The organism is Mesorhizobium sp. M4B.F.Ca.ET.214.01.1.1, assembly GCF_004791545.1.
Lineage (GTDB): Bacteria > Pseudomonadota > Alphaproteobacteria > Rhizobiales > Rhizobiaceae > Mesorhizobium > Mesorhizobium abyssinicae.
Window position 1 is genome coordinate 33381 of the sequence record NZ_SRUX01000021.1, and the last position, 18244, is coordinate 51624.

At 65.6% G+C, this 18244-nt stretch carries 17 protein-coding genes; 9 read left to right on the forward strand and 8 right to left on the reverse strand.

Going from position 1 to position 18244, the window contains the following annotated elements:
- The first annotated feature begins 79 nt into the window (after positions 1-79).
- Positions 80-1483 (forward strand): MATE family efflux transporter, encoded by a 1404-nt coding sequence (locus tag EN857_RS30635; RefSeq protein ID WP_127392174.1) that lies wholly within the window; start codon positions 80-82, stop codon positions 1481-1483.
- A 58-nt stretch (positions 1484-1541) separates the two neighbouring features.
- Here the strand turns inward: EN857_RS30635 and EN857_RS30640 are convergent, their stop codons facing one another.
- The 8 genes from EN857_RS30640 to speB form a co-directional block, all read right to left on the reverse strand.
- Positions 1542-2342 carry an ABC transporter permease gene (locus tag EN857_RS30640; protein WP_127392178.1) on the reverse strand — a complete coding sequence of 267 codons (801 nt, stop codon included), beginning with the start codon at positions 2340-2342 and terminating at the stop codon, positions 1542-1544.
- Positions 2342-3196, reverse strand: a complete 855-nt coding sequence (locus EN857_RS30645; protein ID WP_127392175.1) for an ABC transporter permease — start codon at positions 3194-3196, stop codon at positions 2342-2344. The genes EN857_RS30640 and EN857_RS30645 overlap by 1 nt, the downstream gene beginning before the upstream one ends.
- Positions 3193-4230 (reverse strand): ABC transporter ATP-binding protein, encoded by a 1038-nt coding sequence (locus EN857_RS30650; RefSeq protein ID WP_127392176.1) that lies wholly within the window; start codon positions 4228-4230, stop codon positions 3193-3195. The genes EN857_RS30645 and EN857_RS30650 overlap by 4 nt, the downstream gene beginning before the upstream one ends.
- Before the next feature lie 80 nt (positions 4231-4310).
- Positions 4311-5399, reverse strand: a complete 1089-nt coding sequence (locus EN857_RS30655) for an extracellular solute-binding protein (RefSeq protein WP_127285607.1) — start codon at positions 5397-5399, stop codon at positions 4311-4313.
- A 71-nt stretch (positions 5400-5470) separates the two neighbouring features.
- Entirely contained in the window at positions 5471-6118 is a 648-nt protein-coding gene (locus tag EN857_RS30660) for an amino acid ABC transporter permease (RefSeq protein ID WP_126057022.1), read from the reverse strand.
- Entirely contained in the window at positions 6115-6783 is a 669-nt protein-coding gene (locus EN857_RS30665; protein WP_127392177.1) for an amino acid ABC transporter permease, read from the reverse strand. Before EN857_RS30665 ends, EN857_RS30660 begins: the two co-directional genes overlap by 4 nt.
- Before the next feature lie 25 nt (positions 6784-6808).
- The gene (locus EN857_RS30670) at positions 6809-7612 is read right to left on the reverse strand and encodes a transporter substrate-binding domain-containing protein (RefSeq protein WP_127285605.1); all 804 of its coding nucleotides are present in this window, start codon (positions 7610-7612) and stop codon (positions 6809-6811) included.
- Between the two features lie 79 nt (positions 7613-7691).
- Positions 7692-8747: an agmatinase gene (gene speB, locus EN857_RS30675; protein ID WP_127309075.1), complete on the reverse strand. Its 1056-nt coding sequence runs from the start codon at positions 8745-8747 to the stop codon at positions 7692-7694.
- A gap of 205 nt (positions 8748-8952) precedes the next feature.
- On the opposite strand from speB, the gene gcvA reads away from it, so the two are divergent.
- From gcvA to EN857_RS30715, 8 genes are all read left to right on the forward strand, one after another.
- Positions 8953-9927 carry a transcriptional regulator GcvA gene (gene gcvA, locus EN857_RS30680; protein WP_127309076.1) on the forward strand — a complete coding sequence of 325 codons (975 nt, stop codon included), beginning with the start codon at positions 8953-8955 and terminating at the stop codon, positions 9925-9927.
- A 160-nt stretch (positions 9928-10087) separates the two neighbouring features.
- Entirely contained in the window at positions 10088-11392 is a 1305-nt protein-coding gene (gene pncB, locus EN857_RS30685) for a nicotinate phosphoribosyltransferase (protein ID WP_128274948.1), read from the forward strand.
- Between the two features lie 398 nt (positions 11393-11790).
- Positions 11791-13224: a hypothetical protein gene (locus EN857_RS30690; protein WP_127392089.1), complete on the forward strand. Its 1434-nt coding sequence runs from the start codon at positions 11791-11793 to the stop codon at positions 13222-13224.
- A 130-nt stretch (positions 13225-13354) separates the two neighbouring features.
- The gene (locus EN857_RS30695; RefSeq protein ID WP_127392088.1) at positions 13355-14659 is read left to right on the forward strand and encodes an ABC transporter substrate-binding protein; all 1305 of its coding nucleotides are present in this window, start codon (positions 13355-13357) and stop codon (positions 14657-14659) included.
- A gap of 296 nt (positions 14660-14955) precedes the next feature.
- Positions 14956-15837, forward strand: a complete 882-nt coding sequence (locus EN857_RS30700) for a branched-chain amino acid ABC transporter permease (protein WP_127392087.1) — start codon at positions 14956-14958, stop codon at positions 15835-15837.
- Positions 15834-16796: a branched-chain amino acid ABC transporter permease gene (locus EN857_RS30705; protein WP_127392086.1), complete on the forward strand. Its 963-nt coding sequence runs from the start codon at positions 15834-15836 to the stop codon at positions 16794-16796. The genes EN857_RS30700 and EN857_RS30705 overlap by 4 nt, the downstream gene beginning before the upstream one ends.
- Positions 16793-17521 (forward strand): ABC transporter ATP-binding protein, encoded by a 729-nt coding sequence (locus EN857_RS30710; RefSeq protein WP_127282895.1) that lies wholly within the window; start codon positions 16793-16795, stop codon positions 17519-17521. Before EN857_RS30705 ends, EN857_RS30710 begins: the two co-directional genes overlap by 4 nt.
- Entirely contained in the window at positions 17514-18233 is a 720-nt protein-coding gene (locus EN857_RS30715) for an ABC transporter ATP-binding protein (protein ID WP_127392085.1), read from the forward strand. The genes EN857_RS30710 and EN857_RS30715 overlap by 8 nt, the downstream gene beginning before the upstream one ends.
- The last annotated feature ends 11 nt before the right edge of the window (positions 18234-18244 follow it).

Below are 18244 nucleotides of genomic sequence, written 5' to 3' on the forward strand. Positions count from 1 at the left end.
GCAAACGGCGCCATTTTGCGCCGTTTGTGTGCGGCTTCCGGGCTCTGTCCCGACGCGCCGTGGTCTGAAGAGCAGGACAATGTCTGCGATCGAAGCCGGCGCTCGCGCGCCGGAAAATCTTTGGCGTCAGGAAATCAGGGCAACGCTTGCGCTTGCCTGGCCGATGGTGCTGACGAATCTCGGCCAGACCGCCATGACCGCGACCGACGTCATGATGATGGGTCGGCTGGGGCCGGACACGCTGGCAGCCGGCGCGCTCGGCGCCAACCTCTATTTCATGCCGCTGATCTTCGGTCTCGGCCTGATGCTGGCGACCTCGCCGATGATGGCGACCGAGCTCGGTCGCCGCCGCCATTCGGTGCGCGACCTGCGCCGCACCGTGCGCCAGGGCCTGTGGCTGGCGATCCTGATCTCGATCCCGATCTGGGTCTTCCTTTGGCACGGCGAGAGCGTGCTTCTGGCGATGGGCCAGGACCCCAGGCTGGCGCATCAGGCCGGCATCTATCTGCGCTGGCTGGAATGGGCGGTGCTGCCCTTCTACGGCTATATCGTGCTGCGTTCCTTCATCTCGGCGCTGGAGCGGCCGGGCTGGGCGCTGGTCATCGTCTTCGTCGCCGTCGCCTGCAACGCCTTCTTCAACTGGGTGTTCATGTTCGGCAATCTCGGCGTCGCTGCGATGGGCATTTCCGGCTCCGGCCTCGCCACCACGCTGTCCAGCACACTGATGTTCTGCGGCCTGGCGGCGGTGCTGCTCGTGGAGAAAAAATTCCGCCGCTACCACCTGTTCGGCCGCTTCTGGCGCTCCGACTGGCCGCGCTTCAAGGGCCTGCTCAGGCTCGGCCTGCCGATCGCCGGCATCCTCGCCTTCGAGGTGACGATCTTCAACGCGGCGGCATTGCTGATGGGCCTGATCGACGCGGGCTCGCTGGCCGCGCACGCCATCGCCATCCAGATCGCCTCGATCTCCTTCATGGTTCCGCTCGGCCTCAACCAGGCCGTCACCGTGCGCGTTGGCTTGGCTCATGGGGCCGGCAACCCGGAGGGCGTCTCGCGCGCCGGCTGGACCGCTTTCGTCATCGGCGTTTCCTCCATGGCGTTGATGGGGCTGGTGATGGTTCTCTGGCCGCATTTGCTGATCAGCGCCTTCATCGATCTGAGCGATCCGGCCAATGCCAGGGTGATCGCGCTTGCGGTCTCCTTCCTGGTGTTTGCGGCACTGTTCCAGGTCTTCGATGGCGCGCAGGCGGTGGCGGCCGGCATGCTGCGCGGTCTGCACGACACCAAGGTGCCGATGATCTATGCCGCGATCGGCTATTGGGGCATCGGCCTGCCGCTCGGCGTGCTGCTCGCCTTCCATTTCGGCTTCAACGGCGTCGGCATCTGGATCGGCCTGGCATCGGGGCTGGCGGTGGTGGCCGCGCTTCTGCTGGCGCGCTGGCTGCGGCGCGACCGCATCACGCCGCAGCTCGCCTTCAGGCATTGATCCAACAGAAAGGCCGCGCGTCGCCCCGCGGCCGTTCCCATTCGATTGCAGGCTTGCTTCAGTTGCCGTCGGAAGACATGGCGCCCAGCAGCCTGCGGATGTCGCCGAACCTGGCGATCGAGCCGAACACCAGCGCCGCCACCGCGACGAAGAACACCGACACCGCGGCCATGGTCGGCGTGTAGCCGTAGCGCAGCGCGTTGAAGATCTTGATCGGCAATGTCTCGGTGGTGAAGCCGATCGTCATGTAGGCGACGATGTATTCATTCAGCGACAGCACGAAGGCGAAGGCGTAGCCCGAGACGAGATAGGGCAGGATCAACGGCAGCACCACGGTCTTCAAGACGGTGCGGTCGTCGGCGCCCATGGTCGCCGCCGCCTCGACCAGCGAGCGGTCGATCGAGGCAAAGCCCAGCGACAGCGTCACCAGCGGCAGCGTCACGAAGAAGATCGCGTGGCTGATGATGGCGGTGAAGAACTGGCCGAACAGCCCGGCCGTCGCCCAGAAGCTGAGGAAGCCGAGCGCCGTGATGACCGGCGGCAGGATGAAGGGCGCCAGACCCAGCACCTGGAAGATGTTCGCCCATGGCGCGATGCGCCGCCACAGGAACCAGGCAAGCGGCAGCGCGATGGCCACCGCGATCGCCGCCGAGCAGACGGCGAGCGTCACCGAATGGATCAGCGCCAGCCGCCATTCCGGATCGGTGAAGATCTGCGCGTACCAGGCGAGCGAGAAGCCGACCGGCGGGAAGGTGAGTTCCTGCCGCGAATTGACCGAGACGCCGGCGACGACGATGAGCGGCGCTGCCAGGAACAGCGCGACGAGGCCGAAATAGAGGCGGCGGAGCCAGGTCTCGATCATAGCGCGTTCTCCCTGCGTCCGACGAGCAGCGTCATGCCGACCAGTGCCAGCGAGATCAGCACCAGGAACACCGCCATCGCCGCCGCGAAAGGCATGTTGGACTGGTAGATCGCCTGGTCGGTGATCAGCACCGAGAGCGTCCAGTGCTGCGGCCGCCCGAGGATCTGCGGCAAAAGATAGGAACCGAGCGCGAAGACGAAGACCATGATCAGCGTCGCCACGATGGTGTTCCTGAGCGCCGGCGCGACAACGTTGAAGAAGGCCCTGACCGGCGAGGCGCCGAGCGTGCGCGCCGCCTCCAGCAAGGTCGGGTCGAGACGGACAAGCGCCGGGTAAAGCACCAGGATCGTGTAGGGCAGCGCCTGATAGACCATGCCGGTCAGCACCGCACCGAAGGTCGGCAGCAGCGCCACCGGCTTGTCCATCAGCCCGATCGCCACCAGAAGGTTGGTGATGCCCGCAGTGCGCGAGAACAGCGTCGACCAGGCAAAGCCGATGATGACTTCCGACAGCGACAGCACCGACAAGAGGCCGACCAGCCACAGCGTCTGCACGCGGCGCGGCCGCCGGGTCAAAAGGTAGGTGAAGGGAAAGCCGATCGCCACGCAGCAGACGGCGACCAGCACCGCCAGCATCAGCGAGAAGCCGAGCACGCCGCCGAAGAAGGTCGACAGGAAGCGGGCGTAATTGTCGATGACGAAATCCGGCGTGTAGAAGCCGGACGGATTGCGCTTGAAGAAGCTGACGGCGATCATCGTCGAGAACGGCACGACGAAGAAGACGATCAGCATCAGGCCCGGGAAGAACAGCGGCGTATAGTCGGCTAGCGACCTGGGGGCTTCGCGTCTCATGAGCCGAGCACCACGCAGCTTTCCGGCGGCAGCACGACGCCGACCTTGGCGCCGACCGGCACGTCGTGCCTTTCGCGCGGGGTCGTCACCGCGACGATGCTGGTGTTGCCCACCTCAATGAAGGTCTCGATCGTGCCGCCGAGGTCGCGCACGAAGCTGACCTGGCCGGTGATGGCGCCGCCGGCAGGCTCGCCGAGATGCACATCCTCGGGACGGATCGACACCGAAGCCTTGGTCATGCCGGCCGGCATGGCGAGGCCCGGAATGGCGGTGCCGAGGATCGTCGTGCGTCCCGCGCTGTCGACCTCCGCCGGCAGGAGATTGGTGATGCCGATGAAGTCGGCGACGAAGGCGTCGGCCGGCTTGCGGTAGATTTCGATCGGCGGCGCCGCCTGCAATATCTTGCCGTGGCCCATGACGACGACGAGGTCGGCCATGGTCATCGCCTCGCGCTGGTCGTGGGTGACGACGATGGTGGTGATGCCGAGGCTCTGCTGCAGCTGGCGCAGTTCCACCTGCATCGCCTCGCGCAGTTTGGCGTCGAGCGCCGACAGCGGCTCGTCGAGCAGGAACAGTTTCGGCGACAGAGCGAGGGCGCGGGCGATCGCCACGCGCTGGCGCTGGCCGCCCGACAGCTTCGCCACCGGACGGTCGGCGAAGCCCGGCAGATGGATCAGCGTCAGCAGTTCGTCGACCCGCTTCTTCTGCTCTTCCCTGGAGGCGCCGCGGATGCGCAGCGCGTAGGAGATGTTGTCGCCGACCGAAAGATGCGGAAACAGCGCCAGCGACTGGAACACCATGCCGAGATTGCGCTTGTGCGTCGGCAGCGGCGTGATGTCCTCGCCATCGAGCACGATGGCGCCGCTGGTCGGTTCCTCCAGCCCGGCGATCATGCGCAGCAGCGTGGTCTTGCCGCAGCCCGACGGGCCGAGCAGGCAGACGAACGTGCCGTGCGGCACGTTGAGCTGGACATTGTCGACGGCGGCGAAGACGCCGAATTTCTTGGTGATGGCGTTTATGTTCAATCCGGACATGCTCACCCCTCTCTCAGGACGTTGCACCGCAAGGGCCGCCGGGCAGATGCCCGGCGGCCGGCTTCATGCGTTCCGGCTGCTTAGCCGACGATCAGCTCGGTCCACTTCTGGTTGATCCAGTCGGCCTTCGACGTATAGAGGTCGTAGCGCGGGATGATCGGCTCGATGTCGGACGACACGGCGGCGAACTCCTCCGGCTTGAGGTCGAGCACTTCCTTCTTCAACGTCGGCGTGGTGCCGACCTTGCGCGACATCACGCCCTGCATCGAAGGCTGGCTCATGAAGTCGATGAAGGCGTGCGCTTCCTCGACCTTGGTCGAGGCGCGCGACAGCACCCAGTTGCCGGAATCCTGGATGCCGCCTTCCTTCGGGAAGGTCGAGCGGACATGGAAGCCGTCGGCGGCCGCAAGCCCGGTGACGTCGTGGTAGTACTGGCCCATCGGGATCTCGCCCGACTTCAGCGCCTGCTCGAACTGCGCCTCGTCGCGATACCACAGCCGGACATTCGGCTTGAGCTCGGCGAGCTTCTCGAACGCCTTGTTCAGCCCGTCTTCGGTGTCGAGCGCGTTGGTGCCACCCATGAAGGTCTTGGCCGTTACTTCGAGCAGGAACGAGTTGGAGGCGAGCGCCAGCAGGCCGAGCTTGTCCTCGTTGGCCTTGTCCCAGAGTGCTGCCCACGAGGTCGGCGCGTCCTTGTAGACGTCGGTGTTGGTGACCAGCGTGATCCACCAGGCCACCGCGCCGATGCCGGCGACGCGGCCGTCCGGATATTTGTTGATGAAGCGGGGCAGGAGGTCGCCATAGTGCTTGAACTTCGAGGTGTCGAGCGGCGTCCACAGTTCGGTCGACTGGCCCTTGAGCGTCGAGGTCTGCGACATCATCGAAAGGTCGGCCGGCGCCTGTCCGGCCTTGGCCGCCTGTTCGAGCTGTACCAGCCAGGCCTCGCCGGTCGGCTCGGCGACCGATTCCACCGCGATGCCGGTTGCCTTGGTGAATTCCGGAAAGACATGCTCGTCGAACGATTTCTTGAAGTAGCCGCCATAGACGCCGACCTTCAGCGACTTGTCCTGCGCCCGCAGCACCGCGGGCATGGCGAGCACGCCGGCGGCGGCCAGGCCGGCGCCAAGCACGCCGCGCCGGGTGATGGGTGTTGCGATCAGTCTGTTCATCTCAATTCTCCTCTGTTTGTGCCGGTTGTCCGGCGGGTTCCCTTGGTTGCGTTTCTCCGCCGTCCGGCGGATCAGTGTGCCGCCGCTCGTTGCTCGAGCGCGCGGGCGTATTGCGTCAGTGGAAAGCACATGACGAAGAAGATCAGCGCCACCAGTCCGTAGACGGTGAACGGTTCGAAGGTCGCGTTGTTGATGGCGTTTGAGGTCCTGACCAGTTCCTCGAAGCCGATGATCGAGGTCAGCGCCGTCGACTTGATGAGCTGCACCAGGAAGCCGACGGTCGGCGCGCGGGTGATCGAGAACGCCTGCGGCAGGATGATCAGCCTGAGCTCCTGCAGGTAGTGCAGCCCGAGGCTGGCGCCGGCGTCCCACTGGCCGCGCGGCAGCGCATCGACGCCGCTACGCCAGATCTCGGCCAGATAGGCGCTGGCGAAGAAGGTGAGGCCGAGCGCCGCCGCCGTCCACGGCTCGATGCGCAGCCCGAGCATCGGCAGGCCGAAGAACATCAGGAAGAGTTGCATCAAGAGCGGCGTTCCCTGGAATAGCGCGATGTAGCCGGAGGCAATCCGCCGGGTCCATTTGGTCTTGGCGATGCGCAAGAACAGCACGGCCAGGCCGACCAGTGCGCCGCCGACGAAGGCGGCGAGCGACAACAGCACCGTCCAGCGCGCGGCGAGCAGCAGGTTGCGCAATATGTCCCAGAAGGTGAACTCGATCATGACACGCCGGCTCCCAGAACACGGCGCCCGCCGCCGACCAGCAGCCGGCGCAGCCCCATCGACAGGCCGAGATAGACCAGCGTCACCACAAAATAGGTCTCGAAGGCGCGGAAGGTGCGTGCCTGCAGCATATCGGCCTCGTAGGTCAGTTCCCGCACCGCGATTTGCGACACCACGGCCGATTCCAGCATCATGATGACGATCTGGCTGGTCAGCGCCGGGTAGATCACCTTCAGCGCCTGCGGCAGCACGATCTTGACGAACACCAGACGAGGCCTGAGCCCAAGCGCCAGTGCGGCTTCCGTCTGCCCGCGCGGCACCGCGTCCAGCCCGGCGCCGACGATCTCGATCGTGTAGGCCGCCATGTTGAGCATCATCGCCAGCATGGCGGCCAGGATCGGATCGAGCCTTATGCCGAGGCTGGGCAGCCCGAAGAAGATGAAGAACAGCTGCACCAGGAACGGCGTGTTGCGCATTACCTCGACATAGGCCGCGATCGCCAGCCTGAGCGGCTTCGGGCCGTTTCTTTTGCCGGCGGCGCCGAGGATGCTGAGGAAGGTTCCCGCCAGCGTGGTGACGGCGATCAAAAGGATCGTCGTCGCCGCGCCGCGCGCGATCGCGCCTACCGCACCCGCAAGCCAGCCGAAGTCGAGGCTGTAGCCCATGGCAATGCCCCCTGCTGTCCCAGGATCAGTCCTTGAGGTTGTCGGGGTTGAGCGGCGTCTTCAGCCAGGCCTTCGAGCTCTCGTCCAGCTTGCCGTCGGCCAGCATCTTGGCGACCGCGTCGTTGATCGCCTGCTTCAGTCGGTCCTCGTTCTTGTTGAGGCCGATATGCGAGGGCGAGGTGAGCAGCTGGAACTTCTGCTCCGGCTGCAGCGCGTCCTGCTTGGCCAGAACCTGGGCGCCGACATCGTTGCCGACCACCATCAGCTGGGTCTGGCCGGAGATGAAGGCCTGGATGACGGAGTTGTAGTTGTCGAAGCGGCGGATGTCCGCCGAGGCCGGTGCCGCTTCGGTCAGCGAGGTGTCCTCCAGCGTGCCGCGATTGACGGCGATCGACTTGTCGGCAAGGTCCTCCTTGCCTTTGACGGCAAGCGCGGCCGGACCGATGACGGCAATGTAGTAGGGCGCGTAGGCGGCGGCGAAGTCGATCACCTCGGCGCGCTCCTTCGAGTAGCCGACGCTCATCAGGAAGTCGACGCGCTTGTCGGTGAGATAGGGAATGCGGTTCTGGCCGGTGACGCTGACGAGGTTCAGCTTCACCTTCAGGGAGTCGGCGATGGCCTGCGCCACGTCGATGTCATAGCCCTTGATGCTCATGTCCGCGCTGGCCGAGGAGAAGGGCGGGAAGTCGGAGAAGATGCCGACATTGATGGTGCCGGCCTTGGTGATGTCGTCGATGGCGTCGGCCCTGGCCGCCTGCGAGGCGAGGCCGGCGGCGCCGAGCATCAGCATTGCCGTGATGGCGGATTTCAGCGTGGTGCGAAGTGTCATTTTAGTTCCCCTTCTGGAAGCTTGTTGTTGAAACCGGCCGCCGGCTCCAGCGCGGCGGCCGTATTGGTCTGGCGCCGCCTCAGCCTTTCTTGATGGCCGGGCTGAACACCATCAGGCTCAGGATCTCGAACAAGACCTGGGCGCCGACATGGGCGGTGTTGGTGGTCGCGTCGTATTGCGGCGCCACCTCGACGACGTCGCCGCCGACGATGTTGAGGCCCTTGAGGCCGCGCAGCAGTTCGAGCACCTCGCGCGTCGTCAGCCCGCCGACTTCCGGCGTGCCGGTGCCCGGCGCGAAGGCCGGATCGACGCTGTCGACGTCGAAGGAAATGTAGGTCGGCCCGTCGCCGACGATCTTGCGCGCCTTCTCGATGATGGCCGGCATGCCCAACCCTGTCACTTCCTCGGCGTGCACGACCGTCATGCCGGACTCGTAGGAGAACTCCCACAGATACTCGGCCGAGCCGCGGATGCCGATCTGGATGGTGCGCGAGGGATCGAGCACGCCGTCCAGCACCGCGTTGCGGAACGGCCCGCCATGGTGGAACTTGGTCAGGTCGAACAGGCCGCTGGTGTCGCAATGGGCATCGATATGGATCATGCCGACCGGTGCCTTCTTGCCGACCGCCTTCAGAATCGGATGGCTGATCGAGTGGTCGCCGCCGACCGAGAGCGGGATGACGCCGGCGTCGACGATCTGGTTGGCTCGGCGCTCGATGTCCTCATGGCTGGTCTCCAGCCGGTAGCGGCTCTGGAACGGCACGTCGCCGATGTCGGCGACGCGAAGCTCATGCGTCGGCGCGCACTCCAGCACATGGTTGTAGGGGCCGATGCGCTCGATGGCGCGCAGCGCCCGCGGCCCAAAGCGCGAGCCCGGACGGTTGGTGACGCCGAGATCCATCGGCACGCCGATCATCGCCACCTGCAGATCGCCGAAATCCGGCTTGTCGGCGGCCACCTCGCGGTAGGGCGCGGTGAGGAAGGTCGGGATGCCGGAATAGGGCGCCAGCCTGGTGCCCGACTTGGAGAAGATCTTGTCGGCGACCTTGCGGAACTTCGGGTCGAACATCTCGCCGCCATGGCCCTCGCCATACTTGCGACGCAACGCTTCAAGTTTGCCGCGATCGTAACCCATGTCGGTCTCCTCCGTCTGGCTGGTAGTGAAGCAACACCTATGATGCTGACGGCCATCCGGCCGGACCGCGGTCCCGCCCTGGCTGCCTGCAGATTTCACGTCTTGATGATGTTCCGGGACAAAGTTTCCGGCAGCTCCATTGAAAAATCAATTGATATTGTTAGGGTGTTTGTTGTGAGAAAATCTCACACTACTTGAGTGCACCATGGCCAAGCGTCTGCCCCCGCTGAATCCGCTGCGCGCCTTCGAGGCCACGGCCCGCCATGCCTCGCTGACCAAGGCTGCGGCGGAGCTGAATGTCACGCACGGCGCCGTCAGCCACCAGATCAAGGCGCTCGAGCAGTCGCTCGGCGTCAAGCTGCTCGAGCGCGCCGGCCAGCGGGTGAAGCTGACGCCGCACGGCGCCGAGCTTCTGCCGGCGGTGTCGAGCGCCTTCGACGGCATCGCCGCCGCCACGCAGCGCATGACGCGGCCGGCCAGCGCCGGCAAGCTCTCAATATCCTGCGTGCCGGCGCTGCTGCTCTTGTGGATGACGCCGCGATTGGGCTCGTTCACCGCGCAATATCCCGACATCCAGCTCACCTTGCTTCCCTCCAACGACGCCAGGGACATTCGCGCCCCGCATATCGATGTCTGCGTGCACTATGGCGATGGCAGCTGGAGCGATTGCTGGATGCGCAAATGGTCCGGCCTCGAACTGTTCCCCGTGGTCAGTCCGACGCTGATCAACAACCGCCCGATCCGCACCGTTCGCGATCTCGCCGACCATGTCATCCTGCACGGCGATGACGGCCGCGAGTGGCACACCTGGCTGGCCGCCGCCGACGCGCTGGACCTGGAGCGCGGCCGCCGCCATCATTTGGGCGACGCGCGCACCGCGACCGAGGCCGCCGTGCATGGCCACGGCGTCGCGCTCGGCGATTCCGTCACCGCGAGCACGCTGCTGGCCAGGGGCCTGCTGGTCGCTCCGTTCAGCCTGTCGGTGCCGGCGGTCGACGACTTCTACGTCGTCTGCCGCAACGAGATGAGGTCGACGCCGATCGTTCAGCTCTTCATCGACTGGCTGTTCGCCGAGAAGGAACAGGCCGACGGCCGCGCCGACGCACCGGTCGCGGGGCGCATCGGCAGCCGCCGGAAGCGCCCGGCGCTGAGGGTGATCGGCGCCAGGACGGCGTCCTGACGGCTGGACCGGGGCGGCCTCTTTTTGTCGGGCCAGCCCGCAAAGCGGGAGGCGTTGCCGAAAATTCAATGCTAAGAGGCTTGGTTGAAGCAGTTCCAGGAAAAGCGGCCGGAAATGCGCAGGCAAGCGCTAGAGTGAGCAGCGAAGGCGGCAGGACGAGATGGCAAAGACCGATATTGCGCGGCGCGTCTACAACCACACCTGGAAGCTGGACCCGATCGTCCGCAGCCTGCTCGACACCGATTTCTACAAGCTTCTGATGCTGCAGATGATCTGGGGCATGTATCCCAAGGTCGAAACCACTTTCTCGCTGATCAACCGCACCACCTCGGTGCGCCTCGCCGACGAGATCGACGAGCAGGAACTGCGCGACCAGCTCGACCACGCCCGCACCTTGCGCTTCTCCAAGAAGGAGATGATCTGGCTCGGCGGCAACACCTTCTATGGCCGCAAGCAGATCTTCGAGCCGGAATTCCTTGCCTGGCTGGAGGATTTCCAGTTGCCCGAATACGAGCTGTCCAAGCGCGACGGCCAGTACGAGCTCTCCTTCAGCGGCCCCTGGATGTACACGACCCTGTGGGAGATCCCGGCGCTGGCCATCATCAATGAACTGCGATCGCGCGCGGCCATGCGCGCCTTCGGCCCGTTCGCGCTCGACGTGCTCTATGCCCGCGCCAAGGCCAAGATGTGGGCAAAGACCGAGCGGCTGAAGGCGCTGCCGGGCATCCGCATATCCGATTTCGGCACCCGCCGCCGCCACTCCTTCCTGTGGCAACGCTGGTGTGTGGAAGCCTTGAAGGAAGGCATCGGCCAGGCCTTCACCGGCACCTCCAACGTCCTGCTTGCCATGGACAACGACCTCGAGGCGCTCGGCACCAACGCGCATGAGCTGCCGATGGTGTTTGCCGCCCTCGCTAATTCGGAAGAGGAGCTCAAGCAGTCGCCCTACAAGGTGCTGCAGGACTGGCAGCGCTACTATGGCGGCAATTTGCTGATCGTGCTGCCGGACGCGTTCGGCACCGCATCCTTCCTGCGTGACGCGCCGGACTGGGTCGCCGACTGGACCGGCTTCCGCCCCGACAGCGCGCCGCCGATCGAGGGTGGCGAGAAGATCATCGAGTGGTGGCGCGAGAGGGGCAAGGACCCCAGGCAGAAGCTGCTGATCTTCTCCGACGGGCTCGAGGTCGAGACGATCGAGGAGACCTACCGCCACTTCCGCGGCAAGGTGCGCATGTCTTTCGGCTGGGGCACCAACCTCACCAACGATTTCGAGGGCTGCGCGCCGACCGAAACCAACAGCCTGGATGCCATCTCGCTGGTCTGCAAGGTCACCGAGGCCAATGGAAGGCCTGCGGTCAAGCTCTCCGACAATCCGGCCAAGGCGACCGGGGACTTGAAGGAGATCAAGCGCTACCTGAGGATATTCGGCGAGAAGGACCGGGTGAGGCAGCTGGTCAAGGTTTAAAGGCTGCGCCTGTGGCCTGTGCTGATCCCGCATCGTCAAGCGAGATTGCAAGGCTCGATATGCCGAGTTTCTTCGCGCCCCCCTCTGTCGTGCCGGACATCTCCCCCACTGAGGCTGCTTTCCTCTCCCTCCGGAGGGGGGAGAGGTGGCGCCGCGAAGTGGCGACGGAGTGGGGGAACCACCTGGCAACCGCCGCAACGGGCATAGGAAAGAGGATCGCTTGCACGCGTCGTCCTGACCCGCGCCAGGGTCGACCCCCACTCCGTCGAGCTACGCTCGACACCTCTCCCCCGATCGACGGGGGAGAGGAAGGGTGCCAAGCCATCCGAGCAGGCGCCACTTCTCAATTGCAGACGCTTGCCTCTGAAGATAGTGCGATCTCCCCCCAAGTGGGGGAGATGTCCGGCAGGACTGAGGGGGACGCCGTAGGGCGCGAACCTTCGCGATTGGCTCTCGCAGCAGCCTTCGCATCCCTCCCCACTTCCGCCTTCGCCCACGCCTCAGATCGCGGCCATGTCCTCCTCCTTCCCACCGGCTATTACGTCGCCGGCGGCGCGCTCGCCGTCGCCGTCAGCTTCCTCGTCCTGGCCCTGCTACCGCCGGAAGCGCTCGATCGCTTCTGGCGCCGGCGCCTGCCGCTCTTTGCCCTCGGTGACGCCTCTCGCACGATCGTCAGCGCGATATCTTTTGCCGGCTTCGCAATCCTCCTTGCCGCCGGCCTGTTCGGCAGCCGCGATCCACTGTCCAACCCGCTGCCGCTCGTCATATGGACGCTGCTCTGGGTGGGCTTGGCTTTGTTGCAGGGCGCGCTCGGTGATCTCTGGTCGTGGCTGAACCCCTGGTACGGACCGTGGCGGGTCGTCAGCCGCCTGATCGGACGCGGCGGTGAACAGGACGGACGCTTGCCCGCATGGCTAGCCTGCTGGCCGGCCGTCGGGCTGTTCTTCGCCTTCGCCTGGTTCGAGTTGATCGACCCGGCGCCCGACGACCCGGCCCGGTTGGCATACGCCGCCGGCCTCTACTGGCTGCAGAACTTCATCCTGATGCTCGTCTTCGGCCATCGCGAATGGAGCCGGCGCGGCGAGTTCCTGAGCGTGTTCTTCGCCATGGTCGCGCGCTTTGCTGTTGTTGAGCGCGATGCGAAGTGCCGCCTCAGTCTCTGCTGGCCGGGCGCCAAACTGCTCTCCGCCGAGCCGTTGCCGACAGCCGGCATCGCCTTCCTGCTGCTTGCGCTGTCCTCGGTCTCCTTCGACGGCCTGTCGAAGACCTTCTTCTGGCTCGGCTTGTTCGGCGTCAATCCGCTGGAGTTTCCCGGGCGCACCGCGCTGATCGGCATCGGCAGCTTCGGCCTTGTCCTGACCTTCGTCCTGCTGGCAGCGGTGTTCGCGCTTGCCGTCCATGTCGGCCAGCGCCTCGCCGGCGACCGGCATTCATTCGCGCAAGCCGCCGGCTTGCTGGTCTGGTCTATCGTGCCGATCGCGCTCGCCTACCATTTCGCCCACTACCTGACGGCGCTGCTGGTCGACGGCCAATATGCGCTGGCCGCCCTGTCCGATCCCTTCGCGCTCGGCTGGAACCTGTTCGGCACCGCTGACATGGAAGTCGAAGCCGGCGTGGTCGCCGGCGCCGACTCGGCCTGGTGGCTGTGGAATCTCCAGGCCGGCGTCATCATTCTTGGCCATATGCTGGCCGTCCTCGTCGCCCATGGTCTGGCCTGGCGGCTGCATCCGGCCGCGGCGCGTGCCGCGCTCAGCCAACTGCCGCTCACGGTGCTGATGATCGCCTATACGGTCTTTGGCCTTTGGCTGCTTGCCACGCCGACCGCCGGGTGAAAAAGGGCGGCCTCAATGCCTGTCGGGAAGTACGCTTGCCACGTCGAGGCTTTGGTGATTTAGTTTGTACACATGCAATTTTTGCCTCGTTACAGCCATTGGTCAAAACTCAAAAAACAGGGGAACTGCCGTGTCTGACAAGAATGGGTTTTTCGATCTTTCCAAGACCACTCTTTCGCGCCGCACCGCGCTGAAGGGCCTCGCCGCCGGCGCCGGCCTTGCCGTCGCGCCGGGCTTCGTCCGCTACAGCCAGGCGCAGAGCTCGGCGCCGGTCAAGATCGGCTTCCAGTCGCACCGCACCGGCATCGGCGCCGCCTATGGCCGCTGGTACGAGAAGACGAGCGCCGCCGCGGTCAAGGCCATCAACGATGCCGGCGGCATCAACGGCCGCCAGGTCGAGCTGGTCATCGAGGATGACGGCACCGATCCCGCCCGCGGCGCCGAGGTTGTCGGCAAGTTCGCCACCCAGCACAAGACCGACATCGTCTTCGGCACCTTGTTCTCGCATGTCGTCATCGGCTCGGCACCCGCCGCCGGCGAAAACAAGATCCCCTATTTCGTCGTCAGCGAAGGCCACCACGTCGCCTCGACCAAGCTCAACCGCTACGTCTTTCAGCCCGGCATCACCGACGTGAAGAGCCAGATCCAGTCGATGGCGCCGTGGATCGCGGCCAATGCCGGCAAGAAGGTGACGCAGATCTTCCCCGACTTCGCCTTCGGCTACGACCATCGCGACTACCTGCCGCCGGCACTGAAGGCGCAGGGCGCCGACGTTATCGCCCAGATCGCCATCCCGCCGACGGAGTCGTCCTTCACCAAATACTTCCCGCAGATCCCGGCCGAGACCGAGGTGATCTACCACGTCATGGTCGGCCCGGCCGTGCTCACCTTCGTCAAGGAGCTCGGCGAATTCTACGGCTCGTCGCGGCCGCAGCTGTTCGGCTTCATGGATTCGCTCGAGGCGACCGACATCAACAGCCCCGGCCTCGAATTCCTCGACGGAAGCCATTTCTGGGAAGGTTCGCCGCGCTATGCGCAGGCCGACGATTCCCCCGCCCAGAAGGCCTACCGCGCCGCCGTCGGCATCGACGACAATGGCGCCGCCGTCGGCGATGCCAAGGACGTCTCCACCGCCTCGCACATGTTCGGCTGCTGGGAAACGCTTTATGTCGTCAAGAAGGCGATGGAGGATGCCGGCTACAAGGGGCCTGAGGATCGCGCCAAGCTGGTCGAGGCGACCGAGGCGCTGAAGGAGTTCGCCGAAGGGCCGGAGCATCCGCAGGGTCCGAAGACCTTCAACGGCAAGATCCACCAATGCTTCGGCATCCAGAACATCTCCAAGGTCGAGGGCGGCAAGCTCAAGGTGGTGCACAAGACGAAGATCGAGGACGGCCTCTACGAGGCCGAGGGGGATTACACGACGCAGGCGCTGTGACTTAGTTACGCCGACAAGCGTGAGCGCCAAGCCACCCCTCTCTGTCCTGCCGGACATCTCCCCCTCAAGGGGGGAGATCAGCAGCTCATGCGAAGGCGGCACTCTGTCGGCCTTTGCGATTGGCGAAAGTGATAGTGACAGCCAATCTCCCCCCTTGAGGAGGGTGAGGAGCGGTCCGCGAAGCGGACGGGAAGCCAATTGCTTGGCTTTCCGAGCGACGAACGCCCGGAGCGATAGCGCAGGGCCGGGCCCGGCAGGGCAGAGAGGGGTGCGCTTGGCACCTGCCTGCGTGTAGCATGCATTTCGGACCCCATCTCCTCCTCGCCGCCCTCGAAGGCCTCGTCACTTCCGCCGTGCTGGCGCTGACGGCGCTTGGCCTGTCGCTGGTGTTCGGCGTCATGCGCGTCGTCAATGTCGCCCATGGCGAGTTCTTCATGCTCGGCGCGGTGCTGGCCTGGGCGCTCTCGACGGCGATCTCGGGCCATCCTGCACTCGGCTTCGTCGCCGCGCTGGTCATCGCGCCGCTCATCGTCGGCGCGGTCGCGCTGGTCGCCGAGCGGATGGTGCTGCGCCGGCTCAATTACAATCCGGAAGCCACCATCGTCGCCACGATCGGCATGCTCTACATCATCCAGCAGCTGGCGCTGACCTTCTACGGTCCGGAGGCGCGCCCGGTCGAGCCGCCCTTCAGCTACCGCATCCTGCTGCCCTGGTTCGGCTATTCCGGCTACAAGCTGTCGGTGGTCGCGGCCTCCGCGCTGCTGCTCGTCGCCACCTGGCTGGTGCTGACACGGACCAAGGTTGGGCTGCTGATGCGCGCCACCCAGTATGACAGCGAGACCGCGCAAGCCTTCGGCATTCCGGTCGACCGCGTCTATGGCGGCGTCTTCGCCCTCGGCGCCATGCTGGCGGCAATAGCCGCGGTGCTGATCGTGCCGATCAGCCAGGCGCATTATCTGATGGGTCAGGATCCGCTGCTTTTGTCCTTCATCGTCGTCATCATCGGCGGCCTCGGCTCACTGCGCGGCACCCTCGTCGCCGCAGTGCTGATCGGCCTGTCGGACGGCATCATCTCGATGTTCTTCTCGCCGACGCTGGCCAAGATCATCGCCACACTTGTCGTTGCCATGGTGCTGGTGTTCCGGCCGCAAGGCCTGTTCGGGACGGCCTCGCGATGACGGAAGCTTCGCCGGCAAAGGCCTATTCGCTGCATCTCGGCGTCATCGCCCTGCTCTTCGCGCTGAGCTTCGTGCTGCCGGATTATCATCACGGCCTCATCGCCCGCATCATGGTGCTGGCGGTGTTCGCCATGGGCTACAATCTGCTGTTCGGCTATGTCGGCCTGCTCAGCCTCGGCCATGCCATGTTCTTCGCCGCCGGCCTCTATGGTGCGGGCTTAAGCGTCTATCATCTCGGCTGGAGCGTGCCGGCCGCCTTCCTCGCCGGCATCGCCTGCGGCGCGCTGCTGGCCCTGGTCATCGGCGTGCTGGCGCTGCGCACTTCGGGTGTGGCGTTCATGATCGTCACCATGATGTTCGCGCAGGTGTTTTCGCTGCTCATGCTCTATTTCGCCGTCTGGACCGGCGGCGACCAGGGCCTGGTCGTTCAGCAAGCGGCGCGGGTGCTGACCCTGGGCGGCACGACCCTCGACCTCACCAACCCGACCGTGCGCTACATGAGCGCGCTGGCCCTGTTCTCCATCGTCCTGCTGGCGACGCTTGCCGTCGTCCGCTCCCGCTATGGCCGCGTGCTGGTCGCCGTCCGCGAGAACGAGGAGCGGACGAAGATGCTCGGCTACGACACCTTCTCCAACAAGCTCGCCGCCGTCGTCGTCTCCGGCACCATCTGCGCGGCCTCCGGCGCGGCCTACGCGCTTCTGTTCGGTTATGTCGGCTCCAGCTTCGCCTCGGTGCAATATTCGATCCTGCCGCTGCTCTGGGTGCTGCTCGGCGGCGCCGCCACTGCGCTCGGGCCCCTCATCGGCACGCTGTTCATGTACTATGTCACCGACATCACCAGCGGCTTCACCTCCGCCTATCTGCTGATCGTCGGCGTCGCGCTGATCCTTCTGGTGCTGTTCTTCCCCAAGGGGATCATGGGCAGCATCCGCCAGCGCTGGCTCGGGTGGCTGCCATGATGCCGCTTTTGACCACCAGGGGCCTGTCCCGCAATTTCGGCGGCCTGCGCGCCGTCGACAATGTCGACTTCGCCCTGATGCCGGGCGAAATCCGCGCCGTCATCGGCCCCAACGGCGCCGGCAAGACCACCTTCGTCAGCCTGGTCAGCGGACGTATCCCTCCTTCGTCCGGGATGATCGTCTTCGACGGCGCCGACATCACCGGCCTGCCGGCCTACAGACGGGTTCGCCTTGGCGTCGCCTACACCTTCCAGATCACCAGCGTCTTCGCCAATCTTTCCGCCTACGACAATGTCGCGCTGCCGGTGCAGCGCACGCTGACCGACGGCCGCTCCAAGGGCGCGGTCAAGGCCGGCGTCATGGCCGCGCTCGAGCGCACCGGCCTTGCCGATCGCGCCCATATGCCGGCGGGCCAGCTCTCCTATGGCCACCAGCGGCTGCTCGAAGTGGCGATGGGCCTGGCGCTCAAGCCGCGCCTCCTGATCCTCGACGAGCCGACGCAAGGCCTGGCTGACAGCGAGATCGACAATTTCATCGAGCTGGTGCGCGAGATCGCCAAAAGCGCCACCGTGCTCCTGATCGAGCACAATATGCCGGTCGTCATGCAGCTTGCCGACCGCATCACCGTCTTCAATGCCGGCCGCATCCTCGCCGAAGGCACGCCGGAGCAGGTGCGCGAGAACCGCCAGGTGCAGGACGCCTATCTCGGGGCCGGCCATGACTGAGGCGGGGTCCAAGGCGCTGGCCATTGCCGGGCTCGACTGCTTCTACGGCGAGGTCCAGGTCCTCTATGGGCTCGACCTCGTGCTCGAGAAGGGCGAGGTGCTCTGCCTGTTCGGCCGCAACGGCGCCGGCAAGACGACGACGCTGAAGGCGATCATGGGCCTGGTTCCGGCGGCCGCGGGTTCGATCAGGCTGGACGGCACGGAGCTGACCAGCTTGGCGGCGCACGACGTGCCGAAAGCCGGCGTCGCCTATGTGCCGCAGGGCAGGCGGTTGTTCGCCGAGATGACGGTGGCGGAAAACATCGAGATCGGCCTGATGGCGCGCGGCAAGGGCAAGGCCGTGCGGGAAAATGTCCTCGACCTTTTTCCATTGCTGCGCCAGCGCCTCAGGCAGCGCTCCGGCACGCTGTCCGGCGGCGAGCAGCAGATGCTGGCCATGGCGCGCGCGCTCTGCCTCGAACCGCAGGTGCTACTGCTCGACGAGCCGACCGAAGGGCTGATGCCATCGATGATCGCCAAGATCCGCGAGACGGTGGCCAAGCTGCGCGAACGCGGCGTCTCCACCATTCTGGTCGAGCAGCGCGTCGATGCGGTTCTTTCGGTCGCCGACCGCGTCTGCTTCATCGAGAACGGCCGCAACCGCGAGACGGTCGATGTCGAGCAATTGCGCGCCGATCCGTCGGCGGTGCGGCGCTATGTGGGGGTGGGTTGAGGCGGACGGCG